The sequence below is a fragment of the Mesorhizobium sp. M1169 genome, assembly GCF_040318345.1.
Taxonomy (GTDB): Bacteria; Pseudomonadota; Alphaproteobacteria; order Rhizobiales; family Rhizobiaceae; genus Mesorhizobium.
In genome coordinates this window covers 334,705-358,469 of record NZ_JAMYME010000001.1, presented here as the reverse complement: position 1 = coordinate 358,469, position 23,765 = coordinate 334,705, and the positions used below count along the sequence as shown (strand labels likewise).

Here is a 23,765-nt window from a genome sequence, read left to right as displayed (position 1 = left end):
CGTATTTTAGTATAATTTTATTAATTGTTAACCTTAACGAGCGGTAAACGAGCTCCTATTTATTTTCATCTTTACATCTCATGACCCGTCCGTAGTGTCGGCTGGTGGCGGTAATCGCGGGGAATAGAGTTCATGTGTGCCCAGTTGAGTTCGCTCGGCCATGCGGCGGGCGCTGGTGGGAAAGATGCGTCCGAGACCATGTCCAGCTTCGCGCAACATGTTTATGCGCTGCTTGACCGGACGGAGTACCGACGCTGTGAAAGCGGCGAGGACTTCGAAAACATTTACAGGCTGCGCTACAATTCCTATCGGATGAACGATCTGGTGCCCGAGAATGCGTCTCGTCAGGTCCATGACGAGTTTGACGAACTGCCCAATTGCCATACGTTCGGAATCTATATCGAGGGGCGGCTGGTCAGCACAATGCGCCTGCATAACGTGTCCGCTGATAACGCCACATCACCAGCGCTCAGCGTCTACAAGGACTTGTTGATGCCGCGTCTGGCGGCCGGCGAAGTCTTTATCGACCCGAGCCGTTTTGCCGTGGACGCCGAATGGTCACGGCTTTACCCGCAGATCCCGTATGTGACGCTGCGCCTTGCGGGCATGGCTTGCTTCCATTTCGGCGCGCCTTATTGCATATCCATGATCCGCGAGGACCATGCGGCTTTCTACAAGCGCATCTATCGGGCGCGACCGATTGGCGATGCGCGGCCCTATGCCGGCGTGATCAACTGTTTCGCGCTGCTTTATCAAGCCGATGTCCTGGCGATCAAGAATGAAACCTACGCTCGCTTTCCGTTCTTCCGTTCGACGCCAATGGAGCAGCGCATGTTGTTCGATACGCCCGGTGCCGGCGAACTCGCGCCGCTGACCATCCTGCCCACCGCCAAGTATTTTCGCGAAGCCGCCTGAACGAGCCCATGGAGCCTTCCGGTTGCTTCGGCGTTCTGGGCAAGGGTGCTGGTGATAGGTCGGCATGGCCGGCATCCGCCAAGCATCGCTTCGATAGCGATCCGATCAAAGGAACCGATATGACCATTTCCACGCTCGCCCTTACCCCGCTTATCTCGCTGATTGCAGGCGTGCTGATCCTGGTGATGCCGCGGCTGCTCAACTATATCGTCGCCCTTTATCTGATCGTTGTCGGCCTGCTCGGCCTGTTCCCGCATCTCGCCGGCTAACGACATCGGCAATAGCGGACCTGCCATCCATTGTGATTGGTATCGCCGCGCTCCGCGCAGCGATTTCAAGTTTTGCTTGAGATTGTTGGCTGCGGCGATGCGGCAATAGCGCCATTGCCCTTAACGCGGCTTTTCGCTATGTGCCTGAAAGATGTCTTCGAAGGGGTATTCCAATGGCTGAACACACGCCGACCGGTCCTGTCGAACTAGGCGCGAAGATGGACTATGCCGAGCACGACCGCACCTATGCCGGCTTTGTGATGCTGGCCAAATATGGGTCGCTATTTTGCGCCGCCGTGCTTCTTGCCATGGCGTTCGGCTTCTTTGTGGGCGGCTTCTTCTCGGGGACTATCCTATTCGTGCTGATCCTGGCCATCGGCGCCTTTATTCTCCGATAACTCCTCCAACCTTTGTCGAAGGCGCCGCCGGGGTCGGTCGATGTCTTGCGGTAACAGGGTTCCGGCCGAAAGGATCATGCGGTGGGACAGACGGTTTTCATCCCTCGTGAGCTCGACGCAAACGAGCCGCGCGTCGGGGCCTCCCCCGACACGGTGAAGCGGCTGGCGGCACTGGGTTTCGACGTGATTGTCGAAACCGGCGCCGGCACAGCGTCGCGCATTCCCGACGAGGAGTTCGCCCGGGTGGGCGCCGCGATCGGCAAGGCCGGCGATGCAGCCAGGGCCGATGTGGTGCTGAAGGTGCGCCGCCCCACGGACGCCGAGCTGAAGGGCTATAAGTCCGGCGCCGCTGTCATCGCGATCATGGATCCCTACGGCAACGACGCTGCCGTCGCAGCCCTTGCCAGGGCCGGTGTTACTGCCTTCTCCATGGAGTTCATGCCGCGCATCACCCGCGCCCAGTCGATGGACGTTCTATCCAGCCAGGCCAACCTCGCCGGCTATCAGGCGGTGATCGACGCGGCTGCCGAATATGACCGGGCGTTACCGATGATGATGACGGCGGCCGGCACCGTACCGGCAGCGAAGGCGTTCGTCATGGGCGTCGGCGTCGCCGGTCTGCAGGCCATCGCCACCGCGCGCCGCCTCGGCGCCGTGGTCACCGCCACCGACGTGCGCCCGGCCGCCAAGGAGCAGGTCGCCTCGCTCGGCGCAAAATTCCTGGCCGTCGAGGACGAGGAGTTCAAGGCGGCCGAGACGGCCGGCGGCTACGCCAAGGAAATGTCGAAGGAATACCAGGCCAAGCAGGCGGCGCTGACCGCCGAGCACATCGCCAAGCAGGACATCGTCATCACCACGGCGCTGATCCCCGGCCGTCCGGCGCCGAAGCTGGTCTCGGCGGCGATGGTCGCCTCGATGAAACCCGGCTCGGTGATCGTCGACCTCGCGGTCGAGCGCGGCGGCAATGTCGAGGGCGCCGAAGCCGGCAAGGTGGTGACCACCGCCAACGGGGTAAAGATCGTCGGCCATCTCAATGTTCCCGGTCGCGTCGCCGCCTCCGCTTCGCTTCTCTATGCCAGGAACCTCTATGCCTTCCTCGAGACGCTGGTCGACAAGGCGGCGAAGACGCTTGCCATCAATCACGATGACGAACTGGTCAAGGCGACGATGCTGACCGATGCTGGCAAGATCGTGCATCCGGCTTTCGCAAAGGCTGAGCAGGAGCCGCCAAAGGGCCAATATGTCGAGCCACCGGCCATTCCGGCCAGGACGATGGTTGCCGAGGCTTCGGCGAAGCCGGCTGCGAAGAAAACGGCCGCTGCGAGGAAGCCTAAGACCACCGGAGGGATCGCGTGATGGATCAGACGCTGCAGAAAGCCCTCGACCAGCTCGACCAGGCGACAGCTGCCGTGCGGCTCGCGGTGCAGAACCTGGCGGCCGCGCCCGGCACCGAGGCGGTGGGTGACGCCGCTCACGCGCTGTCCGGCGGTGCCATCGATCCCTTCGTCTTTCGCTTCGCCATCTTTGTCCTGGCGATCTTCGTCGGCTACTACGTCGTGTGGTCCGTCACACCAGCACTGCACACGCCGCTGATGGCGGTCACCAACGCCATTTCCTCCGTCATCGTCGTCGGCGCGCTGCTGGCCGTCGGCATCTCGGCCTCAGGGCTTGCCACCGGCTTCGGCTTCGTTGCGCTGATGCTGGTATCGGTCAACATCTTCGGCGGCTTCCTCGTCACCCAGCGCATGCTGGCCATGTACAAGAAGAAGGAAAAGTAGGCCGCTATGAACGCCAACTTCGCCTCCTTTCTCTATCTGGTCTCCGGCATCCTGTTCATCCTCGCATTGCGCGGCCTGTCGCATCCGACCACCAGCCGCCAGGGCAACATGTACGGTATGATCGGCATGGGCATCGCCATCGCCACGACGCTGGCGCTGGCGACCCCTTCGGCCGGGCGCTTCGGCCTCATAGTGCTCGGGCTGCTGATAGGCGGCTCGGCCGGTGCGGTCACGGCACGGCGCATTGCCATGACCTCGATGCCGCAGCTGGTCGCCGCCTTCCACTCGCTGGTCGGTCTTGCCGCGGTCATGGTGGCGGCCGCCGCCATCTATGCACCGGAAAGCTTCGGCATCGGCACCGTCGCCGATATTCATGCCCAGGCACTGATCGAGATGAGCCTCGGCGTTGCCATAGGTGCCATCACCTTCACCGGCTCGGTCATCGCCTTCTTGAAGCTTGACGGCCGCATGTCGGGCAAGCCGATCATGATCGGTGGCCGCCACTTCATCAACGCGGCCCTGTGCATTGCGCTGATCGTGCTGATCGTGCTGCTCGTCACCACCGAGTCCAAGGTGGTGTTCTGGCTGATCGTTGCCGCCTCGCTGGTGCTGGGTGTGCTTCTCATCATCCCGATCGGTGGCGCCGATATGCCGGTGGTCGTGTCGATGCTGAATTCCTATTCGGGCTGGGCCGCGGCCGCCCTGGGCTTCACGCTCGGCAATCTGGCGCTGATCATCACCGGCGCGCTGGTCGGCTCGTCGGGCGCCATCCTGTCTTACATCATGTGCAAAGGCATGAACCGGAGCTTCATCTCGGTCATCCTCGGCGGCTTCGGCGGCGAGACATCAGCCATTGCCAACGACGGCATCGAGCGCACGGTCAAGCAGGGCTCGGCCGAGGATGCCGCCTATCTGATGATGAATGCGCAAAAGGTCATCATCGTGCCGGGCTACGGCATGGCCGTCGCCCAGGCGCAGCACGCGCTGCGCGAGATGGCCGACAAGCTCAAGGCCAACGGCGTCGACGTCAAATACGCCATCCACCCGGTTGCCGGCCGCATGCCCGGCCACATGAACGTGCTCTTGGCCGAAGCCAACGTGCCTTATGACGAAGTGTTCGAGCTGGAGGACGTCAACTCTGAGTTCGCGCAGGCCGACGTCGCCTATGTCATCGGCGCCAACGACGTCACCAATCCCTCGGCCCGTGACGACAAGTCGTCACCGATCTACGGCATGCCGATCCTCGATGTCGACAAGGCCCGCACCTGCCTGTTCGTCAAGCGCTCGCTCGGCTCCGGCTATGCCGGCATCGACAACACGCTGTTCTACAAGGACGGCACCATGATGCTGCTCGGCGACGCCAAGAAGATGACCGAGGAGATCGTCAAAGCGATGGATCACTGAAACGGCGTCGCTGCCAACTCACTGCCGATCGTCGAATACAGCCCGGCTCCGCACCGGGCTTTTTCTTGGCTGCTACCGGTTCTGAAGCTACGATGCCGACCCGTCGTCTTGCTAACGGCGTCATCGTGGAGGTGCTGGTGCCCGACCCTGGTTCTGCTGCATTGCCGGCCGCCGATCTGACCGCAGCAGAGAAGGCGCCACGCAAGCGCAGCCAGGCGGTAGTGGTCGTGCACGGCATGGGCGAGCAGCGGCCCATGGACACGTTGAGGGAGTTTGTCCAGGCCGTATGGAGCCACGATCCGGCCCGTGCACCGTTCTATGCCCATGTCCCCGATCCGGCCGACCCGATGGGTGCGAAGATCAACCAGAGCTGGATCACGCCCGACAGCCGGACCAATTCGCACGAACTCCGCCGGATCACCACGCCCTATGATGTCGATGGCCGCCGCACCGATTTCTACGAGCTTTACTGGGCCGACATCACCCAGGGCACGACCCGAAGCCGCCTTGCTGCCTGGGTGACGACCCTGCTCTGGCGCAAGCCGGCCGATATTCCGCGCGATGTGCTCAAACTCTATGTCGTCACGCTTTTGGCCACCCTCGTGGTCCTGGGCGCGGCGCTGGCGCTCGCAACGTCGACCTGGCAAGGCTACATCTCCTGGACGACGGGTGTGCTTGTCACGGTTCTGGCGTCGTTCGTCATCTGGTCGGTGGACCAGTTTGGCTTGCCCTATTTCGGCGACGTCGCCGCCTATGTGCGGGCCGAAGCGGCAACGGTCGAGAAGCGGGCGCTGGTCCGCGAGCGTGGCCTCAAGCTGCTGAAGCGTCTCATGATGGACGATGCCTATGACCGCATCGTGCTGGTCTCGCACAGCCTCGGGTCGATCATCGCCTATGATCTGTTGCAGATATTGTGGGCCGATTTCAGGCCTAGAAAGTTGGAAGCCATTCGCGACAAAGCGAGGCTGAAGGCGATCCACGCCGTCGACAAGGCGACGCTGGTCGCCGATGCCTCCGCTTGGCCCGACAGCCTCGATGACCTCCCCGCATTCCGGCGCAGCCAATGGGAGCTCTACCGGCAGCTTCGCGTCGGCGACGCCGATCATCCGCTGCCGTGGAAGATCAGCGATTTCGTCACGCTCGGCAGTCCGCTGACCCACAGCGAGTTTCTGGTGACCTACAACCTCGCCGAATTCAGGCGCGGCATCGCCGAGCGCCTGTTTTCAGCATGCCCGCCGATCGCCGACAGAGCGGCGGGCGGGACCATGCTCTACCAGGAAGGGCGCAGCCATTCCGGCAAGCCGCAGCGGGCAGTGCATCATGGCGCGGTGTTTGCCGCGACACGCTGGACCAATATTTTCGACAGGGGCAATGGCTGGCTGACCGGCGACCCGATTTCAGGGCGGATGACGGAAAATTTTGGTCCCGGCGTGGAAAACATCCAGGTCGAGCTGCGCGGCTCGGGCGGCCGCGTCTTCACGCACAGGCTCTACTGGTCGCTGACGGCGAGCGGCGTCGAGGTCGACGCGCTGGCCGGCGTACAGCCGCGCTCGCACCTTGCCGTGCTGCGCGATGCGGTCGATCTCGGCCGCAAACTGGAAGCTGAGCTGTAGGCGGCAAGCAATGCGCGGCGGCAGTTCAAAGCAAGGTCCCCTTCGGGCGTAATCTTCCCGAAGCGGACCGAGTTCGCTTAGTCACCGATCAACGATTGGTCAGGAAAATCGCTTCCTCGTCGTCGCGCTGCCTGCCGCCAAGTGCTGCAGCCGCGCTGGCAATGAAGGCCCCGACGACCAGCGACAGCGCGCCAATCAGCGAGAAGGTGGCGCCTGCCTTTCTGGCGGTGTCGGCCGCCTGCTGGGCCTTGACCTTGGCGTCCTGCGCTCTGGCGATTACCGTATCGACGCGAGCGGTGGCATCCGCTTCGGACAGGCCTGTGCGGGCGGCCACCAGCCGCGACAGATAGGTCTTGTCGTCGGCCGATATTTCGCCTGCTGCGGCACTCGCGACTAGAATGCGCGATGCCTGCGCCGTTGCCGCAGCGTCGCTCTCCGGATTGGCGGCAGCGAGCCTTGCCGGATCGGCCGGGCGGAACAGCGTATCGACGAAATACCATGTGGCGTTGTCAGTCGAGGCGCTACCCGCGTTTGCAGCAGCACCTGCCGAAGCGCCCATTGCCGCGCCCGATGCCACAGTCGAAGCAGCCTGGACACCGGTACCTATCGCGGCCGAAAGCGCCGTGCCGAGCACGCCGGCGACGAGCAGCGTCGCCAGCGCCCAGGCCAGGAAGCCGTGAGCGGTATCGCGGAAGAAGACTTCATCGGTGTGGATGCCGACCCATTTGGTGCGCAGGCGTCCGGCGAGGTAGCCGCCCAGGGCCGACGACAGCCACTGCACGACGATCAGCCAGACGGCGGTGGAAACGGCGAAAGTGGTGACTGACGCACCCGAGCCGGACCATGGCGACACCATGCTCAGCCCAAGCCCGGAGCCGAGCAGCATCAAGATGAAGGTAAGCGTTGACGCAGCAAAGGCGCCGGCGACGATTGGCCCCCAGCTGACAGCAGTGGAAGCGGATTCCGTCGGGGCGGAAACGTCGACAGCTGTTACGGTGGACTGCATCGAAGCCTCCCTACCGTGCGAACAGCATGATCAGAATAATGATCGGAATTGGGACTCCGAGAAGCCAGAGCAAAATGCCACGTCCCATGGATGCCTCCTGCGGCGATTGTGATCAACTACAATGCCTTGAAAGCCTTTCCGTTCCGGCGGTCCTGGTGATCTTTGTTGCGTTGCAGCAGTCGTATTGGTGCGCCAAGGCGCACCAATACACTTCATGCCTGCTGGCTGGGTATCTGGACGGCGGCTCAGATGTCCAGATTGGCAACCGACAGCGCGTTTTCCTGGATGAATTCGCGCCTTGGCTCGACCTCGTCGCCCATCAGCCGTGAAAACAAGCTGTCCGCATCAGTCGCGTCATTGACCTTGACCTGTAACAGCGAGCGCACATTCGGGTCGAGCGTCGTTTCCCAGAGCTGCTCGGCGTTCATTTCGCCAAGGCCCTTGTAGCGCTGCATGGTCAGGCCCTTGCGGCCGGTGGCAAACACGGCATTGAGCAGTGCCAGCGGCCCCGAAATGGTTTCCGAGACATCCTTGCGGCGCAGCACCGGCGGCTCGCCGTAGATTTCCGCCAGGCGCGGCGCATAGCGGTCGAGCTGGCGTGCGTCGGCGGAATTGATCAATGCCAGGTCGAGATGCGCGAACTCCTTGACGCTGCGCACCGTTCGCTCGAAGACATAGCCGCCAATGCCCTCGTTCGAGGTCGACATGCGGCCGATCCAGCCGCGCTCGGTGTCCTCGGCGATAATGTCGAGACGACGGGCAACACGCTCGGCCGTTTCGCTGGCGCGGCGGAGGTCGGTGAAGATCTCCGGGTTGAGCGCGCCGGCAATCGCTGCCTGCTCGACCACGCCTCTGTTATAGCGCGTGTGCAATCCGTTGATGAGCTGGCGGACAGCCAAGGCGTCGTCGATGGCGCTGCGCAGGTCCTGTCCAGCCCGCACCTCGCCTGTGCTGAGCGCAAGCGACGCTTCTTCCAGCCCGGAGCCGATCAGGAATTCCTCGAAGGCGGCTTCGTCCTTGATGTATTGCGAGCTCTTCCCGCGCGTCACCTTGTAGAGCGGCGGCTGCGCGATGTAGAGATGCCCGCGTTCGATCAGTTCCGGCATCTGCCGGAAGAAGAAGGTCAGCAGCAAGGTGCGGATGTGGGCGCCGTCGACATCGGCGTCGGTCATCAGGATGATCTTGTGGTAGCGCAGCTTGTCGGCGTTGAACTCGTCCTTGCCGATCGAGGTGCCGAGCGCGGTGATCAGCGTGCCGATCATGTCGGAGCCGAGCATGCGGTCGAAGCGGGCGCGCTCGACATTGAGGATCTTGCCGCGCAGCGGAAGAATGGCCTGGTTCTGGCGCGAACGGCCGCCCTTGGCCGAGCCGCCGGCGCTGTCGCCCTCGACGATAAAGATCTCGGATTTCGCCGGATCGCGCTCCTGGCAATCGGCCAGCTTGCCGGGCAGCGAGGTGACGCCGAGCGAACTCTTGCGGGTGATGTCGCGTGCCTTGCGCGCGGCTTCGCGCGCGGCAGCGGCCTGGATGACCTTCTCGATGACCGCCTTGCCCTCGGTCGGGTGCTCCTCGAGCCAGGTGCCGAGCGCTTCGTTGACAAGCCCTTCGACCACCGGGCGGACCTCGGACGACACCAGCTTGTCCTTGGTCTGCGAGGAGAATTTCGGGTCGGGAACCTTGACCGACAGCACCGCGGTCAGCCCTTCGCGGCAATCATCGCCGATCAGCGCCACTTTTTCCTTCTTGGTCAGGCCCGAGGAGTCGCCATAGCCGGTTATCTGGCGCGTCAGCGCACCGCGGAAGCCTGCCAGATGCGTGCCGCCGTCGCGTTGCGGGATGTTGTTGGTGAAGGCCAGCACGTTCTCGTGGTAGCTGTCATTCCACCACATGGCGACTTCAACCGTGATGCCGTCGCGCTCGGCGCGGATCGAGATCGGCTTGTCGAGCAACGGCTTCTTCGTCCGGTCGAGATATCGGACGAACTCTTCCAGCCCGCCATCGTAGTGCAGTTCATGGCGCACGATGTCGGCATGGCGGGCATCGGTCAAAACGATGCGCACGCCGGAGTTCAGGAAGGCGAGCTCGCGCAGCCGATGCTCCAGCGTACCGTAGTCGAATTCGACCATGGTGAAAGTCTCGGACGACGGCAAAAACGTGATTTCGCTGCCGCTGCGCCCTTCATAGGTGCCGGGGACCTTGTCTTGTTCATAACTGCCGGTGATGCGCAGCGGCGCGTCGGCATTGCCATGCGTGAAACTCATCTCGTAGATCTGGCCGTTGCGGCGGATCTTCAGTTTCAGCCAGGCCGACAGGGCGTTGACGACCGACACGCCGACGCCGTGCAGGCCGCCTGAGACCTTGTAGGAGTTCTGGTCGAACTTGCCGCCGGCATGCAGCTGCGTCATGATCACTTCGGCCGCTGAAATGCCTTCGCCGGTGTGGATATCGGTCGGAATGCCGCGGCCATTGTCGATGACCGTCACCGATCCGTCCGGATTGAGCGTCACCGTCACCAGGTCGGCATGGCCGGCCAGTGCTTCGTCGATGGCGTTGTCGACCACCTCATAGACCATGTGGTGCAGGCCCGAGCCGTCGTCGGTATCGCCGATATACATGCCCGGCCGCTTGCGAACGGCATCCAAGCCCTTCAAAACCTTGATGGAATCGGCGCCGTATTCGGCTTCAACGCCGTTGGCGATGTCGGTCTGGTCGCTCATGAAAACCTGTCTGATTGATGCCGTGTGCAGAGCGCGAAAAATCGGCTTCGAATCGCGCATTTCTAATGTCGTAGATATAGGCGCAAAAGGCGGTTTTTCCAAGGTTTGCAGGCATTTCGGAACGGAATGACCATCGCGTGAGCAGGCTATCGGCGCCTGGCTTCGATCCTGGCCAGCCGCTCACGTAAAAACTTGATCATGAACTTGTGGCGCGGTGCCAACCGCCCGCTCCGGTCGAGCTCGAGCGTCATGTCGAGCGCCTTGGAAAGCACAGCCTTCGGGTCCTTTGCGACTTGGGCGTAGTCGATATAGGCGACCACCAGGTCGCGCTGCCAGGTGGCGTTGTCCGGATCGGACCGGGCAAGTTTCTCGCGAATGGCCAGGCTGTCCTGAAGGGCTTGCCGGGCGCCCCTGACGTCGCGCTGCCTGAGGCGCAGCGTGGCGACTTCGGACAGCGTTATCGACAAGTCCCGCTGCCAGTCGGAATTGGCGGGATCGAGCTTGGCCAGCCTCTGCGCAATCGCGTAGCTGTCCAGATAGGCTTTCAGCGCGCCTTTGTGGTCGCCCTGTATCGCCAGGATGCCGGCGACTTTCTCGATGCACACGGACAGGTCACGCTGCCATTCGGTGTTGTTCGGGTCGCCGGCGGCGAGCGCGCTGGCCTGCGAAAGTGCCTCACGATAAGCCGAAAGTGCCGCCGGCCAATTCTGCTGGTCGCTCAGCGCATTGCCGATCTTGGCGTTGCCGACCGACAGGTCGCGCTTCAACTCGGTGTCGTCCGGATCGCGTTTCGCCAGTTGCTTGACGATCGCCAGACCTTCCTTGTAGGCCGCCAGCGCCCCGGCGGCGTCGCCGCGTTCGCGCAGCAGGTCGCCTATCGTATCGTGGCTGACCGAGACGTCACGCTGCCGGTCGGCGTCTCCCGGTTTGTCCGCCGCCAGCGCCAGCCGCACCTTCAGGCTCTCTTCATAGGCCGCCTGTGCGTTGTCCAGTTGGCCTGCGATATGGGCAAGGTGACCGATCTCATCGTAGGTGATGGTCAGGTCGCGCTGCAGTTCGGCACGGTCCGGCTCTCCGGCGGCGAGCTGTTTCTTGATCGACAGGCTTTCCTGGTAGACCTCTGCGGCGCCGGCCAGATCGCCTTGCGTCGCCAATACGTTGCCGATCTTGTCGTCGGCCATGGCGAGGTCGCCGAACCACTCCAGATTGTCCGGTTCTGCCTCGGTCAGGCCCTGCAGAATGGTCTTGGCGGTCTCATAATTCTGCAGCGCTGACGGCAGATTGCCTTGCGCCATCCGCACGTTGCCGAGCTTGACGTGGCTGACGGCGAAGTCGCGCTTCACGTTGAGATCGGTTTCATGATGCGACCGCCGCTCGAGATCGGCTTGCAGCGCCTCGAAGGCACGGCCAGCCGCATCGATATTGCCGACCGTGGTATACAGCTTGCCGAGCTCGTCCAGCGTGCGGATCAAGCGGTCGGCGTCGTCGAGCGACAGCACCACCTGTCCGGCTTCGTCATAAAGCGCGAGCACGGACTCATAGTCCTTGATGGCTGTGGCGTAGTCGAGGTCGGCGCGCGCCGCCCCGCCGGACAAATAGCGCGTTGCGGCCTCGGAGAGCGTGCGGCTGACGAAATTGGCCTTCAAAGCGTTGCGAGAGACACTGTCGATCTCGGCTGCCTCGGCGAGCTTTTTCCGCGCCGCATCGAACGCTCCCAGCGAAAGCTGCTCTTCGGCCTGCCGGCGCAACGCCGACACTCTGAGATCGTCGGATCCAAGCGTCTGCATTTCGCTCCGCACCTTGACGAAGGCGTCGGCTGCCTCACGCAGCCTGGCGTTCAGACTGTCCGCGGAGAGGTGGCCGGCATCGGAACTGATCAACGCGCCATAGAGCGGTGCCAGCGGCATGTCGGCGTCGCTGGCGATCTTCTCCACTTCGCCGCGCATCTGAGGCGTCACCTCGGCCATGGCCAGCAACAGGCGTTCGCGTTCCGGCAATTTCTCCTTGGCCGAGGCGGCAAAGAACAGCTGCGGCAGGCCGCTCTCGACATAGGGCAATTGCTTACCGCGCGAGAGGTCGTAGACCTCCTGCTGCACGAGCGTCAGCACGGAGCGGATCTCGAGACCTTCGGTGCCGAGATATTTCGTCAACGCCGCGGTGAACGGCGAATTCTGGCCGGTCCCATCCGCGGCGGTCTCGCCGGGCGCCGCCGAGAAAGCAAACAGAATGTTTTCTGCCCGCCCGATGCGGCCAAGACCCGGCCGGACCTTGTCGCTGACCTCTTTTACCAGCGCCGTTGCGCCGCGGCCTTCGCCGCCCGTAGCCGCAAACGGATCGCTGCGGCAGGCATCGAGCACGATCAGTCCGACCTTGCTGGTGGCGGCGACGGTCGCGCGGATCTCCTCCAGCGGCAGGCTGGTCCTTTCCAGCGTAGCGAGCGACGACGCGTCTGCATCGACCGGCAGGAGCCGATTCTCGCCGGCTATCTCGACGCCGTGGCCGGAGAAGAACACCAGTACCACGTCGGCGCCTTTGGCATCCTCGCGGAAATCGTCGAGGGCCCGGCGCATGCGCCGCAGGTCGCGGTTGGTTTCGAGGAAGACCACGAAACCAAGCTTCCTCAGCACCGTTTCCATGACCTCACCGTCATTGACGGGATTGGCGAGCGGCCGGATCAGCCGATAGTCGTTCTCGGCCATGACCAGCGCAACGCGCCGCTCCGCCACGGCAGCGGAGGCCGTCGAGAGGATCAGCAGCAAGGCAAACAGAAGACGCAAATCGAACCGCCCGGCTCGGTCATTTGCCGGAGCATTCCATCTCTTTATGGCATGAGCAAGTTACGGCATCGGCAAGCTGGGCCGTTCGCGTTGTCAGCCGACCCGCATCGGCGTCAGCGCTTCGCTCCAGCGGAACAGCTCGTCCAGCATGATCCTGGCCCCGCCGAGCACCTGCTCGCTGGGGAAGAAGGCGCCGGTCTCGTCGAGCAGCTTCTGGTACATCGGCAGCGCCACGCCTTCGGGAATCGGCATGACGCCGACGGAGGTCAGCAGCGGTTTGATCGCCTGCGCCGCTCGCAGGCCGCCGGAGACACCGCCGTAGCTGAGGATGGCGGCCGGCTTGTATCGCCATTCCCTGAGCAGGTAGTCGACCGCGTTGACGATCGCGGGGGCGGCGAAATAATTGTATTCCGGCGCTACGAAGACGAATGCGTCGGCGGCGTCGATTGCCTTCGACCACGCTTTCGTGTGGCTGTTTTCGTATTTGGCGAGTCTCGGATGATGCGGCTCGTCCAGCACCGGCAAGTTGAAGGCGGCGATGTCGGTGAGCACCGGCTCGAATTTCCCGTGCTCGCGCGCAAAGCTCTCCAGCCAATTTGCGAAAACCGGCCCGGCGCGGCCCGGCCGCGTGCTGCCGATGATGACGTTCAACTGGTGCTTCAAGGCAGGCTCCCGCCGGTTAGTGGCATCTGTGGTGCTGCCACCTAAGACACGCAGCCCGACACAGCAAGCAGGCACTTTCCGGTGCCCCGGTCACATTCCAGAGAGCGGATGCTTCGCCTTGTCGTCCGGTCACATGGACGCCTGCCTTGCCCGTCACTACATTGAGGTGTCAGCGGAGCAAGCCATGGACAGTCAGCCCGTCCCCTTCGTCCCGCCGGCGCCGAAGCCGCGCACCGCGCCGCCTTCAACGCTGGAGATGATCCGCATCGTCTACCGCAATCCGCTCGAACTGTGGGGTGAGGCGACCTACAACGAGCCCTGGATTTCGGTGAACGGCGTCGGGGGACCGCTGGTCATCGCCAACGATCCCGGCCTCATCCGCCATGTGCTTGTCGACAACGCCAAGAACTACAAGATGGCCACGGTGCGCCAGTTGATCCTGCGGCCGATCTTGCGCGACGGGCTGCTGACCGCCGAGGGCGAAGTGTGGCGGCGTTCGCGCAAGGCGATGGCGCCGGTGTTCACGCCGCGCCACATCTTCGGCTTCGCCGAGCCGATGCTGAAACGCACGCTCGAATTCGTCACCCGTTACGAGCAAGGTGGCACGTCGGATATCGCCCATGACATGACGCTGCTCACCTTCGACATCCTGGCCGAGACACTGTTTTCGGGCGAGATATCGGGCGAGCCCGGCAGCTTCGCCAAGGAGATCGACCGCCTGTTCGAGACGATGGGCCGGGTCGATCCGCTCGACCTTTTGCGTGCGCCCGACTGGCTGCCGCGCCTGACCCGCATCCGCGGCCGCAAGACCATGGCCTACTTCCGCAAGATCGTCACCGACACGGTGCAGATGCGCGAGGCGCGGCTGAGGCGCGCTCCGGACACCGTGCCGCAGGATTTTCTCACGCTGCTGTTGAAGGCGGAGGGACCGGGCGGGCTGACCCGGGCCGAGGTCGAGGACAACATCATCACCTTCATCGGTGCCGGCCACGAGACTACGGCCAGGGCGCTCGGCTGGACGCTCTACTGCCTTGCCGAAGCGCCGTGGGAGCGCGAAAAGATCGAGCACGAGATCGATGCGGTGTTGGCGCGTGAGCCCGATCCGACGAAATGGCTCGACGCCATGCCGCTCACCCGCGCCGCCTTCGACGAGGCGCTCAGGCTCTATCCGCCGGCGCCGTCGATCAACCGCGAACCGATCGAGCCCGAAACCTGGAACGGCCTCTACATACCGCGACGTGCCGCGGTGCTGGTGATGCCGTGGGTCGTCCACCGCCATCGGAAATTGTGGGACCGGCCGGACGCTTTCATGCCGGAACGCTTCCATCCGGGAAACCGCGAAAAGATCGATCGTTTCCAGTATTTGCCGTTCGGCGCCGGCCCCCGCGTCTGCATCGGCGCCAGCTTCGCCATGCAGGAGGCAATCATCGCGTTGGCGATCATGCTGTCGCGCTACCGTTTCGACGCCACCGCGGAAACCCGCCCCTGGCCGGTGCAGAAGCTGACGACGCAGCCGCAAGGCGGCCTGCCGATGCAGGTCACCCGGCGCGCCTCGTAGGCAACCGGACGTCCGTTCGTATTATGCGGCGGACTTGCGTTGGAACTGGCCGGCGGCGCGGTAGCGCCAGAGATAGCTGGGCAGGATGGTTCCGATCGACCGTGGCTGGATCCCGAGGCCGGCGAGCGTCCTGTTGTCCTTGACGGCGGCTTCCGACACGACATTGTGCTGGCGCAACAGCAGGACCTGGTCCTTGGTCAACAACGGATTGGGCAACAGCCCGAGAATTGATGCCTGGAGGTTCGCCAGCCACCATGGCACGGGCAGCAAAAACCGCTTGCGTTCGATGATGATAAGCAGCTGTTGCATGCATTCCTTGAAGGTAAGCACTTGCGGCCCGCCGAGTTCATATATCCGGCCGCCCTGGACCTTGCCGTCGACCGAATGCGCCACCGCTTCGGCGACGTCGCCGACATAGACCGGCTGGAATCTCGTCTGCCCGCCGCCGATCAGCGGCAGCACCGGGGAAAAGCGGGCCATGTTGGCAAAGCGGTTGAAGAAACCGTCCTCCGGCCCGAAATTGATCGATGGCCGCAAGATCACGGCGTCTTGGACCGTCTCCAGAACGGCCTTTTCGCCGAGCGCCTTGGTACGCGCGTAGTCCGATTGCGCGTGGAGATCCGCTCCCAGAGCCGAGATGTGGGTGAGGCCGGCGCCGACGGCGCGCGCCGCTTCAGCGACAGCGCGCGCGCCGAATTCGTGGACGGCAGTGAATTTCTGCCGGCCGGCCTCATGCGCGATCGCAACCAGATTGACGACATGGTCCGCGCCTTGCACGGCGCGGTCGACCGACCAGCGCACCCGGACATTGGCCTGCACCGGCTGGATCTGCCCGACATTGCCGAGCGGCTGCAGGTGGCCGGCGAGATCGGGCCGACGGCAGGCAACCCGGATGCGGTAGCCGCGCTTGGCCAGCGCCCGCACGACATGACGACCGACAAAGCCGGAGCCGCCGAACACGACGACGAGCTTTGGGGTCTGCAGGATTTCGGTCATGGCTGGCTCCGGCGGGCTATCCAGATGGTTTGGTTTGAAGCCGTTTCATAGTCGGTTTCGCGCCAAAGGCAAAGGGTGACCATCGGTCGCCCGGCATTGTTGAAGCATGATTTCCAGTATCCGTTGGAAACGGCAGAAAACCCGCCGACGCCGGGCTTTAGGGTAACTCCATTCGGGACAGGAACCTTTGTTCCGGCCGGCGATTTTAGGATGTATGGTTTGATTCCGAATGGAGGATATTGGCGATGACGACAAAACGCGTTGCGATCTTCGCTCTGGCTTTCGCAACAGGCTGCAGCATTGGTGCCTCGGCATTCGCGGCAAACCGGCATCACCACCAAGCTCAACCCGAACGCTACGTTCCGGCCAACGGCAACATCATCGACATTCTGTTCGGTGGCCCGCGCTACTATGACAACCACCTGTTCACGACGGCCGCCGAACCCTGCTCCTACAACAGGGTAGGGCCGGACGCGAATGCGGCGAACGTCATCAACGATCATTATTGCGGGAAGTAGGCTCGCGCTGCCGGATCGGCAGGCGTTCTCAGCCGCTCATCGGACAAACGAATTTCTTCAGGACGAATAGCGGGCGGCGAATTCGGAAATGCGCTGCACCACGGCTTTCGGCGCGCTTATGCCGCGCGCCGCCGCCTTCTCCGCGGCCTCGGCGCGGGCACGCCCCGGCACATGCACGCCATAGCGCCGCCGCAGCCGGTCGAGTTGATCCTTCATCCGCTTTTCGAAGTCCGGATCGAGCAGCTTGGGCTCGACGGCAAGCACGAACAGGCCGGTCCCCGGACTGTCCGGCCCGCCGCTGAACCATGGCGCATCGAGCGACCAGTTGGCGCCCGACAGGCCCGCAGCCAGCACCTCGACCATCAGCGCGATGTTGGCGCCGCGCTGGCCGCCGAAGGCAAGCATGGCGCCCTTCATTGCAGCTGCCGGGTCCGTGGTCGGATTGCCGCTCGCATCCAGTGCCCAGCCTTCGGGTATCTTCTTGCCGTCCTCGGCCGCCTTGCGGATGTTGACGAAGGCGGTGGCGCTCGACGATTGGTCGATGACCAGCGCCGCCCCGTCCGCGGCGGGTGCCGCAAAGGACATCGGGTTGGTGCAGTAGACCGGCTTGACCGAGCCCGAGCCGGCAAGCACGGCCGGGCCGTTGGTGGCGGCGAACGACACCAATCCCTGCGTGGCCAGCCTTCCGGTGAAATAGCCGAGCGCGCCGCACGTATAGGCATTCTTCTGCGAAAAAATCGCGACGCCGAACAGCCGCGCCGCCTTGGCGAGTTCATCGATCGTGCGGTCGAAACCGGTATGCGCCAGTCCGCCGCGCGCATCGGAGAGATAGACCGCGAGCGCCGGCCTGGTGATCACCGGATCGGCGTTGCCGTCGATGCGGCCGGCTTCCAGCGCTTCGAGATAATCGATGAAGTGCGACAGCCCAACGGTCGACAGTCCTTCCGCCTCGGCCGCGACGATCGAGGCAGCCAGCGACTGCGCCGCCTCTTCGTTGGCGCCAGCGCCAAGTGCGGCCATCCGGCACAGCCCTGTCGCCTGGTCGAGACTGAGTTGCATCGTAGCTGCCCTGAAATTTCAGCGAGTAGCGAATAGGGAGTAGCGAGTAGGGAAATCAGCAAAACTATTCGCTATTCACTACTCCCTATTCGCTAACCGATCTTGTTCGGAATCCGCGCCTCGATCTTGCCCAGGGTGAAGACGAGGATGCCGGTGATCGCCATATAGATCAACGCCAGGAGCAGCAAGGGTTCATAGGTGAGGTAGGTATCCTGACGCACCTTTGAAGAGACGGCGAATATGTCGATCACGCTGATGGTCGCCACCAGCGGCGTCGATTTCAGCTGCAGCACGATTTCGCCCGTCAGTGTCGGCAGCGCGCGGTAGAAGGCCTGCGGCAGCCAGATTCGCCGGAAAATCCTCCAGCGGCTCATGCCGAAGGCGCGGGCGGCTTCCAATTGGCCTTTCGGTACGCCGGCAAAAGCGCCTCGCATCACCTCGCCCTCATAGCCGGCGAAGGACAGCGTCAGCCCGAGCACGCCATAGGGCCATGCCTGCCTCAGATAGGGCCACATCCAGGACTCGCGAATCCATGGATATTGTGGAAACAGCGAGCCCAGCCCGTAATAGAGCAACCAGAGCTGCAGCAGCAGCGGCGTTCCCCTGATGACCGTGCAGAAGGCCTTGGCGGGCGCCGCGAACCAGAAAGAGCCTGCGGCTTGTGCCAGTCCGAGCGGCATGGCGAGCAGGAAGCCCAGCGTGCAGGTGACGGCAAGAATCCACAGCGCGCGCCAGATGCCGAGCAATCCCATCCCGTAATATTTCGGCAGCCAGTCCCAGCGCATGAAGACGGCCGCCGCCAAAACCAGCCCCAGCGCGATCAGGATCAGCGCGATACGATGCGGCTTCAGCCACAGCGAAGCGCGTGCGGCTATCTCGACGGCCGCTTCGCCAGTCATCGCCGGGCCAGCCATCACCGGGCCTCCTTGAGCGACGGCATGCCGCGGCGGGCCCATGTCTCGATGCGGCCGATGATCAGGTTCGAAACCAGCGTCAACAGAAGGTAGATCGCGCCGGCGGCGATAAAGAATGTCAGATAGGCTTTGGTCACGCCGGCCGCCTGCCGTGTCGCCAATGTCAGCTCGAAAAAGCCGACGACCGCCAGCAGGGCTGTGTCCTTGGTGGCGATCAGCCAGAGATTGGCAAGGCCGGGTATGGCGAAGGGCAGCATCGCCGGCAGCGTGATGCGCCGCAGCAGCAGGCCGGGAGACATGCCATAGGCGCGCGCGGCTTCGATCTGGCCCTGCGGAATGGCGAGGATCGCGCCGCGGATCACCTCGGTCGAATAGGCGCCCTGGACGAAGCCGAGCACGGCAATGCCGGCCGACAGCCCGCTAATGTCCATACGCTGATAGCCCGTTGCCGTCAGCATCTGATTGATCAGGTCGGTGCCGGCGTAATAGAGCAGAAGGATCAGCACCAGCTCCGGCACGGCGCGCACGACGGTCGTATAGACTGCCAGGAGATCGCGCACCACCGGACCACCATACAGCTTGCCGGAGGCGCCGCCGATGCCGATCAAAAGGCCGAGACAGGTGGCGCCGACCGCAATCTCGATCGTATGGAGCAGCCCGACGATGAGCGTTCCACCCCAGCCCGGCGGCACGGGCGAGAGAAGCGCGATGGCAGAGGCGGCCCAAGCCGGAACAAATGCGTCGATCAGCGTCGCCCTCGAATTGCTGGCGCTAAAACCGCCGGCGATTTCCGCCGCGGAAGCTCGCGTCGATGGATTTCGACCAACCACGCGGCTCTATCGGGGCCGCGTGGTTAATCGCTCATGGATGAGGCCGTCAGTTCGACTGCGTGTCGGAGCCGTAAATATCAAAGTCGAAGTACTTCTTCGAAATCTCGTCATATTTGCCGTTGGCGCGGATGGCCTTGATACCGGCGTTGATCTTTTCCTTCAACTCGGTGTCTTCCTTGCGGACGCCGGCGCCGACGCCGGGCCCGAGAATGGCCAGATCCGGCGCGACCATGCCTTTCAGATCGCAGCATTGCTTGCCCTGGTCCGATTTCAGGAAGGCGTCGAGGGCGATGGAATCGGCCTGCACCGCGTCGACCCGGCCGGCGGCAAGATCCTGGTTGGCCTCGTCCTGGGTCTGGTATTCCTTGATTTCCGCCGCGTCGGCGAAGTGCTTCTTGGCGTAGTCGGCGTGTACGGTCGAGACCTGGACGCCGATGATCTTGCCCTTGAGGTCCTCCGGTGTCGAGCCGAACTTCTGGTCCTTCGGCCCGATGATCGCAGTCGGGGTGTTGTAATATTTGTCGGAGAAGTCGATCGTCTTCTTGCGTTCGTCGGTGATCGACATCGAGCTGGCGATGACGTCGATCTTCTTGGTCGTCAACGCCGGGATGATGCCGTCCCAGGCGACCGGCGTGATGACGCAGTCGAGCTTCTCTTCGGCGCAGACAGCGTCGATGAATTCGATTTCCCAACCGACCCATTTGCCGGAAGCATCCGGCGAGGTGAACGGCGGATAGGGCTCGGCAGCGACACCGATCTTGACCGGATCGGCCTTGGCCACGCCCATGGCGGCAACGCCAACCAGCAGCGCTGCGGCAAAGGTCTTGAGAATAATCTTCATCGTCATGACTCCCAGTTTTGTTGTTGTTCCCGGTTTTCGTCCGCCCGCAGTTTAACTGATGTTGCGGATGAACTGCTTCAGCCTTTCGGATTTTGGTGCGCCGAAGATCTGTTCCGGCGGCCCTTCTTCCTCGACCAGCCCGTTATGGAGGTAAACGACGTGCGTCGCGACCTCGCGGGCAAACTTCATCTCATGGGTGACCAGCACCATGGTGCGGCCTTCGCGCGCCAGGTCGCCGATCACCTTCAGCACCTCGCCGACGAGTTCCGGGTCGAGCGCCGAAGTCGGCTCATCGAACAGCATGACGCGCGGATTGATGGCCAGCGCCCTGGCGATCGCGGCGCGCTGCTGTTGGCCGCCCGACAGATAGGCAGGATAGACGTCGCGTTTTTCGGCCAAGCCAACGCGGGCGAGCAATTTTTCCGCCTCGCCGATCGCCACATCGCGCTTGACGCCGAGCACATGCACGGGAACCTCGATGACGTTCTCGATCAACGTCATGTGGCTCCACAGATTGAAGTTCTGGAAGACCATGCCAAGCTTGGAGCGGATGCGTTCGATCTGCTTGCGGTCTGCGGGCACGGTGTGGCCGTAGCTGTCGGCCTTCAGCTTTATCTCTTCGCCATTGACCCGGATAATGCCGCTGGTCGGGTTCTCCAGGCAGTTGATGCAGCGCAGCAGCGTCGATTTGCCCGAGCCGCTGCCGCCAATGATGGCGATCACCTCGCCATCGCGCGCCGACAGCGAAACGCCCTTCAATACATGCAGCTTGCCGAAATTCTTGTGCAGGTTCTCGACGTGGATGGCTTCGGCAGCGCCGTTCTGCGCCGTATGCTTCAGGGCAGTGGCCGGCGCTGTCATCGTCGCGGTGCCCCGCGGAGCAGCCGAGGCAGTCCTTGCTGGAATTTTTTACCCATTACCCGTCACTGGACAGCGTTCCGATTCTCAAGATGGACCGTTCCGCTTGTCTCCGTCAACCGCAGTTTTTTGGACCATTGATCACCGCCTGCCGAGTGGCTATTGGCAGGAGGGGCGCGTTTCAGGAGAATTTAGTGGGCAAAGCATACGGGTCGCAGTCGATGGCCGGGACGCTGCAGCGCGTGCTGATGCGCTCCGCTACCGGCGCCATGCGTCGGGCCGAAGCGCTGGAGTGGCACTATGGCCCCGGCTTCAATCCGCAAAAAGCGGCGGTCCAGCATGATGCGCTGGCCAGGCTGATTTCGGCCTCAGGCGCCGAAATCGAATGGCTGAGTGACGCCGACGACGGGCTTGCCGATTCGGTTTTTACCCACGATCCCTCGCTGATGACCGATCATGGCGCGGTCATCCTTGCCATGGGCAAGGCGCTGCGCCGGCCCGAGCCCAGCCTCCACGAGGCAGCCTATGGGCGCATGGGCATCCCCGTCCTCGGCCGAATCGAGGCTCCCGGCCAGGTCGAGGGCGGCGACTGCGTGTGGGTGGATGCAAACACGCTGGCCATCGGCCGCGGCGTGCGCACCAATCAGCACGGCATCCAGCAGCTCTCCAACCTGCTTTCACCCAAGGGCATCCAGGTCTATGGCTTCGACCTGCCGCTCTGGCAGGGCGAGGAGGCCTGCCTGCACCTGATGTCGGTGATCAGCCCGCTCGCAGACGATCTGGCGCTGGTCTATGCGCCCCTCCTGCCGGTCGCCTTCCACCAGATGCTGCGCGAACGCGCCATTCGGCTGGTCGAGGGCGACGCCGACGAATTCTTCGCCTCGAATGGGCTCAGCCTCAACGTGCTGCCGACCGCGCCGCGCCAGGTTATCGCCGTTGCCGGTTTTCCGAAGACGGCGGCTGCCATGCAAGCCGCCGGCTGTACGGTCTCGACATTCGAGGCCGATGCGCTGTGCATTGCCTGCGAGGGCGGCCCTACCTGCCTCACGCGCCCGGTGTTAAGACAATGACGACCATCGGCGAAGCGCTCATCACCTTGCTCGAAGCGCACGGCGTCGACACCGTCTTCGGCATTCCCGGCGTACACACGGTCGAGCTCTATCGCGGGCTTGCGCGATCGAAGATCCGTCACGTCACGCCGCGCCACGAGCAGGGCGCCGGCTTCATGGCTGACGGCTATGCGCGCGCCAGCGGCAGGCCGGGTATCGCCTTCGTCATCACCGGGCCGGGGCTGACCAACACCATCACCGCCATGGGCCAGGCGCGCGCCGATTCGGTGCCGATGCTGGTAATCTCGGGCGTCAACGCCACACCGACGCTGGGCAAAGGCCTTGGCCATCTGCATGAACTGCCGGACCAGCGCGGCATGATGGAGAAGGTGGCGCTGTTTTCGCACCGTGTCACCGAGGCCGGCGAACTGCCCGGCGTGCTCGCCCGCGCCTTTGCGCTGTTTTCATCCTCGCGTCCGGGTCCCGTGCATATTGAGATCCCGACCGATGTCATGACCATGCCGGCCAACGGCATCGTGCCGCTGCTGCGGAATTCAGCGCCGCCCGAGCCGGATGTAGCGGCGATTGCCGAGGCGGCAAGGCTATGCGCGTCTGCCCGCCGGCCGCTTATCCTTGCCGGCGGCGGCGCCAAAGCTGCCGAAGCGCCGTTGCAGCGCCTGGCCGAGAGGTTGGGAGCGCCGGTCGTCCAGACTGCCAATGCGCGCGGCCTGCTCTATCGCCATCCGCTTGGCGTGCCGGCCAGCCCCAGCCTGAAGGCGGTGCGTGCGCTGATGGCCGGCGCCGACCTGGTCATTGCCGCTGGCACCGAATTCGGTCCGACCGACTATGATGGCTATGGCGACGGCGGTTTTGTCCTGCCTGCCAATCTGATCCGCATCGACATCGGCGCCGACCAGCTTGCCCGCCGGCCGGCTCGGATTTCGATCCAGGCCGATTGCGGTGCAGCGCTCGAGGCGCTGCGTGCCGAACTCGGCACGGGCCAGGCGCAATCGGTCGACGGCGCCGCTCGCGCCGCCGCGACGCGGCAAGCGGCCTTTGCCGAGATCGGCCCGGCTATGCAGGCGCAACTGCGCGCCGTCGAGACGATCCGCGATGCGCTGCCTGGCGCGATCATCGTCGGCGATTCGACCCAGCCGGTCTACGCCGCCAACCTCTATTACGATCACGACCGGCCGGGCGGCTGGTTCAACGCCGCCACCGGCTTCGGCGCGCTTGGCTATGGCCCGCCGGCGGCGATCGGTGCCGTCCTTGCCAGGCCTGAGGCGCCGGTCGTTTGCCTCACCGGCGACGGCGGCTTCCAGTTCACCCTGCCGGAACTGGGCGCCGCGCTCGACGCGGCGGCGCCGGTGATCTTCGCCGTCTGGAACAATCGTGGCTACCGCGAGATCGAAACCTCGATGCTCGACGTCGGCGTCGAGCCGGTCGGCGTCTCCCCGGCACCGCCGGATTTCTGCAAATTGGCCGAAGCCTACGGCATTGCCGCCGAGCGGATTTCCGGCACCGGCGGCTTGGCGGACGCGCTTGGGCGCGCGCGGGCGACTGCACGACCTTACGTCATCGAGATTTCGGTTGAGTGATCGC

The 23,765-nt window shown here is 63.7% G+C and carries 21 protein-coding genes; 11 read left to right on the top strand and 10 right to left on the bottom strand.

Features of this window, described 5'->3' with window-relative positions; all coding sequences use genetic code 11:
* Nucleotides 1-132 precede the first annotated feature (132 nt).
* The 7 genes from NKH41_RS01560 (at nucleotide 133) to NKH41_RS01530 (ending at nucleotide 6,377) form a co-directional block, all read left to right on the top strand.
* The gene (locus tag NKH41_RS01560; protein ID WP_352469883.1) at nucleotides 133-915 is read left to right on the top strand and encodes an N-acyl amino acid synthase FeeM domain-containing protein; all 783 of its coding nucleotides are present in this window, start codon (nucleotides 133-135) and stop codon (nucleotides 913-915) included.
* 119 nt (nucleotides 916-1,034) lie between these two features.
* On the top strand, nucleotides 1,035-1,184 hold the full coding sequence (locus NKH41_RS01555; protein WP_013528205.1) for a DUF3096 domain-containing protein: 150 nt from the start codon (nucleotides 1,035-1,037) through the stop codon (nucleotides 1,182-1,184).
* Nucleotides 1,185-1,357: 173 nt separating this feature from the next.
* Entirely contained in the window at nucleotides 1,358-1,582 is a 225-nt protein-coding gene (locus NKH41_RS01550) for an aa3-type cytochrome c oxidase subunit IV (protein WP_023676259.1), read from the top strand.
* 81 nt (nucleotides 1,583-1,663) lie between these two features.
* Nucleotides 1,664-2,938: a Re/Si-specific NAD(P)(+) transhydrogenase subunit alpha gene (locus NKH41_RS01545; protein ID WP_352769018.1), complete on the top strand. Its 1,275-nt coding sequence runs from the start codon at nucleotides 1,664-1,666 to the stop codon at nucleotides 2,936-2,938.
* Nucleotides 2,938-3,360 (top strand): NAD(P) transhydrogenase subunit alpha part 2, encoded by a 423-nt coding sequence (locus NKH41_RS01540; RefSeq protein WP_502893749.1) that lies wholly within the window; start codon nucleotides 2,938-2,940, stop codon nucleotides 3,358-3,360. Before NKH41_RS01545 ends, NKH41_RS01540 begins: the two co-directional genes overlap by 1 nt.
* Nucleotides 3,361-3,366: 6 nt before the next feature.
* The gene (locus NKH41_RS01535; protein ID WP_352769020.1) at nucleotides 3,367-4,764 is read left to right on the top strand and encodes an NAD(P)(+) transhydrogenase (Re/Si-specific) subunit beta; all 1,398 of its coding nucleotides are present in this window, start codon (nucleotides 3,367-3,369) and stop codon (nucleotides 4,762-4,764) included.
* A 92-nt stretch (nucleotides 4,765-4,856) separates the two neighbouring features.
* Nucleotides 4,857-6,377: a hypothetical protein gene (locus NKH41_RS01530; RefSeq protein ID WP_352769023.1), complete on the top strand. Its 1,521-nt coding sequence runs from the start codon at nucleotides 4,857-4,859 to the stop codon at nucleotides 6,375-6,377.
* Between the two features lie 88 nt (nucleotides 6,378-6,465).
* Here the strand turns inward: NKH41_RS01530 and NKH41_RS01525 are convergent, their stop codons facing one another.
* From NKH41_RS01525 to NKH41_RS01510, 4 genes are all read right to left on the bottom strand, one after another.
* Nucleotides 6,466-7,383, bottom strand: a complete 918-nt coding sequence (locus NKH41_RS01525; RefSeq protein ID WP_352454725.1) for a hypothetical protein — start codon at nucleotides 7,381-7,383, stop codon at nucleotides 6,466-6,468.
* A gap of 245 nt (nucleotides 7,384-7,628) precedes the next feature.
* Nucleotides 7,629-10,100: a DNA topoisomerase (ATP-hydrolyzing) subunit B gene (gyrB, locus tag NKH41_RS01520; RefSeq protein WP_352769026.1), complete on the bottom strand. Its 2,472-nt coding sequence runs from the start codon at nucleotides 10,098-10,100 to the stop codon at nucleotides 7,629-7,631.
* 146 nt (nucleotides 10,101-10,246) lie between these two features.
* Nucleotides 10,247-12,877: a caspase family protein gene (locus NKH41_RS01515; protein WP_352769029.1), complete on the bottom strand. Its 2,631-nt coding sequence runs from the start codon at nucleotides 12,875-12,877 to the stop codon at nucleotides 10,247-10,249.
* Nucleotides 12,878-12,970: 93 nt separating this feature from the next.
* Nucleotides 12,971-13,540 carry an NADPH-dependent FMN reductase gene (locus NKH41_RS01510; RefSeq protein WP_352769032.1) on the bottom strand — a complete coding sequence of 190 codons (570 nt, stop codon included), beginning with the start codon at nucleotides 13,538-13,540 and terminating at the stop codon, nucleotides 12,971-12,973.
* 184 nt (nucleotides 13,541-13,724) lie between these two features.
* Between NKH41_RS01510 and NKH41_RS01505 the strand changes: the two genes are divergently transcribed.
* Complete coding sequence (locus NKH41_RS01505; RefSeq protein WP_352469893.1) at nucleotides 13,725-15,098, top strand: cytochrome P450; 1,374 nt, start codon at nucleotides 13,725-13,727, stop codon at nucleotides 15,096-15,098.
* A 21-nt stretch (nucleotides 15,099-15,119) separates the two neighbouring features.
* Here NKH41_RS01505 and NKH41_RS01500 read toward each other — a convergent pair whose 3' ends face one another.
* A complete protein-coding gene (locus tag NKH41_RS01500) occupies nucleotides 15,120-16,094 on the bottom strand; it encodes a complex I NDUFA9 subunit family protein (RefSeq protein ID WP_352681475.1) in 975 nt (324 codons plus the stop codon).
* A 245-nt stretch (nucleotides 16,095-16,339) separates the two neighbouring features.
* Here NKH41_RS01500 and NKH41_RS01495 point away from each other — a divergent pair, with 245 nt between their 5' ends.
* A complete protein-coding gene (locus NKH41_RS01495) occupies nucleotides 16,340-16,612 on the top strand; it encodes a hypothetical protein (protein WP_352454720.1) in 273 nt (90 codons plus the stop codon).
* A gap of 57 nt (nucleotides 16,613-16,669) precedes the next feature.
* Here the strand turns inward: NKH41_RS01495 and NKH41_RS01490 are convergent, their stop codons facing one another.
* From NKH41_RS01490 to NKH41_RS01470, 5 genes are all read right to left on the bottom strand, one after another.
* Complete coding sequence (locus tag NKH41_RS01490; protein ID WP_352769034.1) at nucleotides 16,670-17,671, bottom strand: Ldh family oxidoreductase; 1,002 nt, start codon at nucleotides 17,669-17,671, stop codon at nucleotides 16,670-16,672.
* 92 nt (nucleotides 17,672-17,763) lie between these two features.
* Nucleotides 17,764-18,570, bottom strand: coding sequence for an ABC transporter permease (locus tag NKH41_RS01485; protein WP_352470176.1), 807 nt, complete (start codon nucleotides 18,568-18,570; stop codon nucleotides 17,764-17,766).
* Nucleotides 18,571-18,584: 14 nt separating this feature from the next.
* Nucleotides 18,585-19,250: an ABC transporter permease gene (locus NKH41_RS01480; RefSeq protein ID WP_352769241.1), complete on the bottom strand. Its 666-nt coding sequence runs from the start codon at nucleotides 19,248-19,250 to the stop codon at nucleotides 18,585-18,587.
* Nucleotides 19,251-19,461: 211 nt separating this feature from the next.
* Nucleotides 19,462-20,256, bottom strand: a complete 795-nt coding sequence (locus NKH41_RS01475) for a transporter substrate-binding domain-containing protein (RefSeq protein WP_352469896.1) — start codon at nucleotides 20,254-20,256, stop codon at nucleotides 19,462-19,464.
* A 51-nt stretch (nucleotides 20,257-20,307) separates the two neighbouring features.
* Nucleotides 20,308-21,117 (bottom strand): ABC transporter ATP-binding protein, encoded by an 810-nt coding sequence (locus NKH41_RS01470; protein WP_023676274.1) that lies wholly within the window; start codon nucleotides 21,115-21,117, stop codon nucleotides 20,308-20,310.
* Nucleotides 21,118-21,335: 218 nt separating this feature from the next.
* Here NKH41_RS01470 and NKH41_RS01465 point away from each other — a divergent pair, with 218 nt between their 5' ends.
* Together NKH41_RS01465 and NKH41_RS01460 are read left to right on the top strand one after the other, a co-directional pair.
* Nucleotides 21,336-22,184 carry a dimethylarginine dimethylaminohydrolase family protein gene (locus NKH41_RS01465; protein ID WP_352769243.1) on the top strand — a complete coding sequence of 283 codons (849 nt, stop codon included), beginning with the start codon at nucleotides 21,336-21,338 and terminating at the stop codon, nucleotides 22,182-22,184.
* The gene (locus NKH41_RS01460; RefSeq protein WP_352769037.1) at nucleotides 22,181-23,761 is read left to right on the top strand and encodes a 5-guanidino-2-oxopentanoate decarboxylase; all 1,581 of its coding nucleotides are present in this window, start codon (nucleotides 22,181-22,183) and stop codon (nucleotides 23,759-23,761) included. The genes NKH41_RS01465 and NKH41_RS01460 overlap by 4 nt, the downstream gene beginning before the upstream one ends.
* Nucleotides 23,762-23,765: the final 4 nt, after the last annotated feature.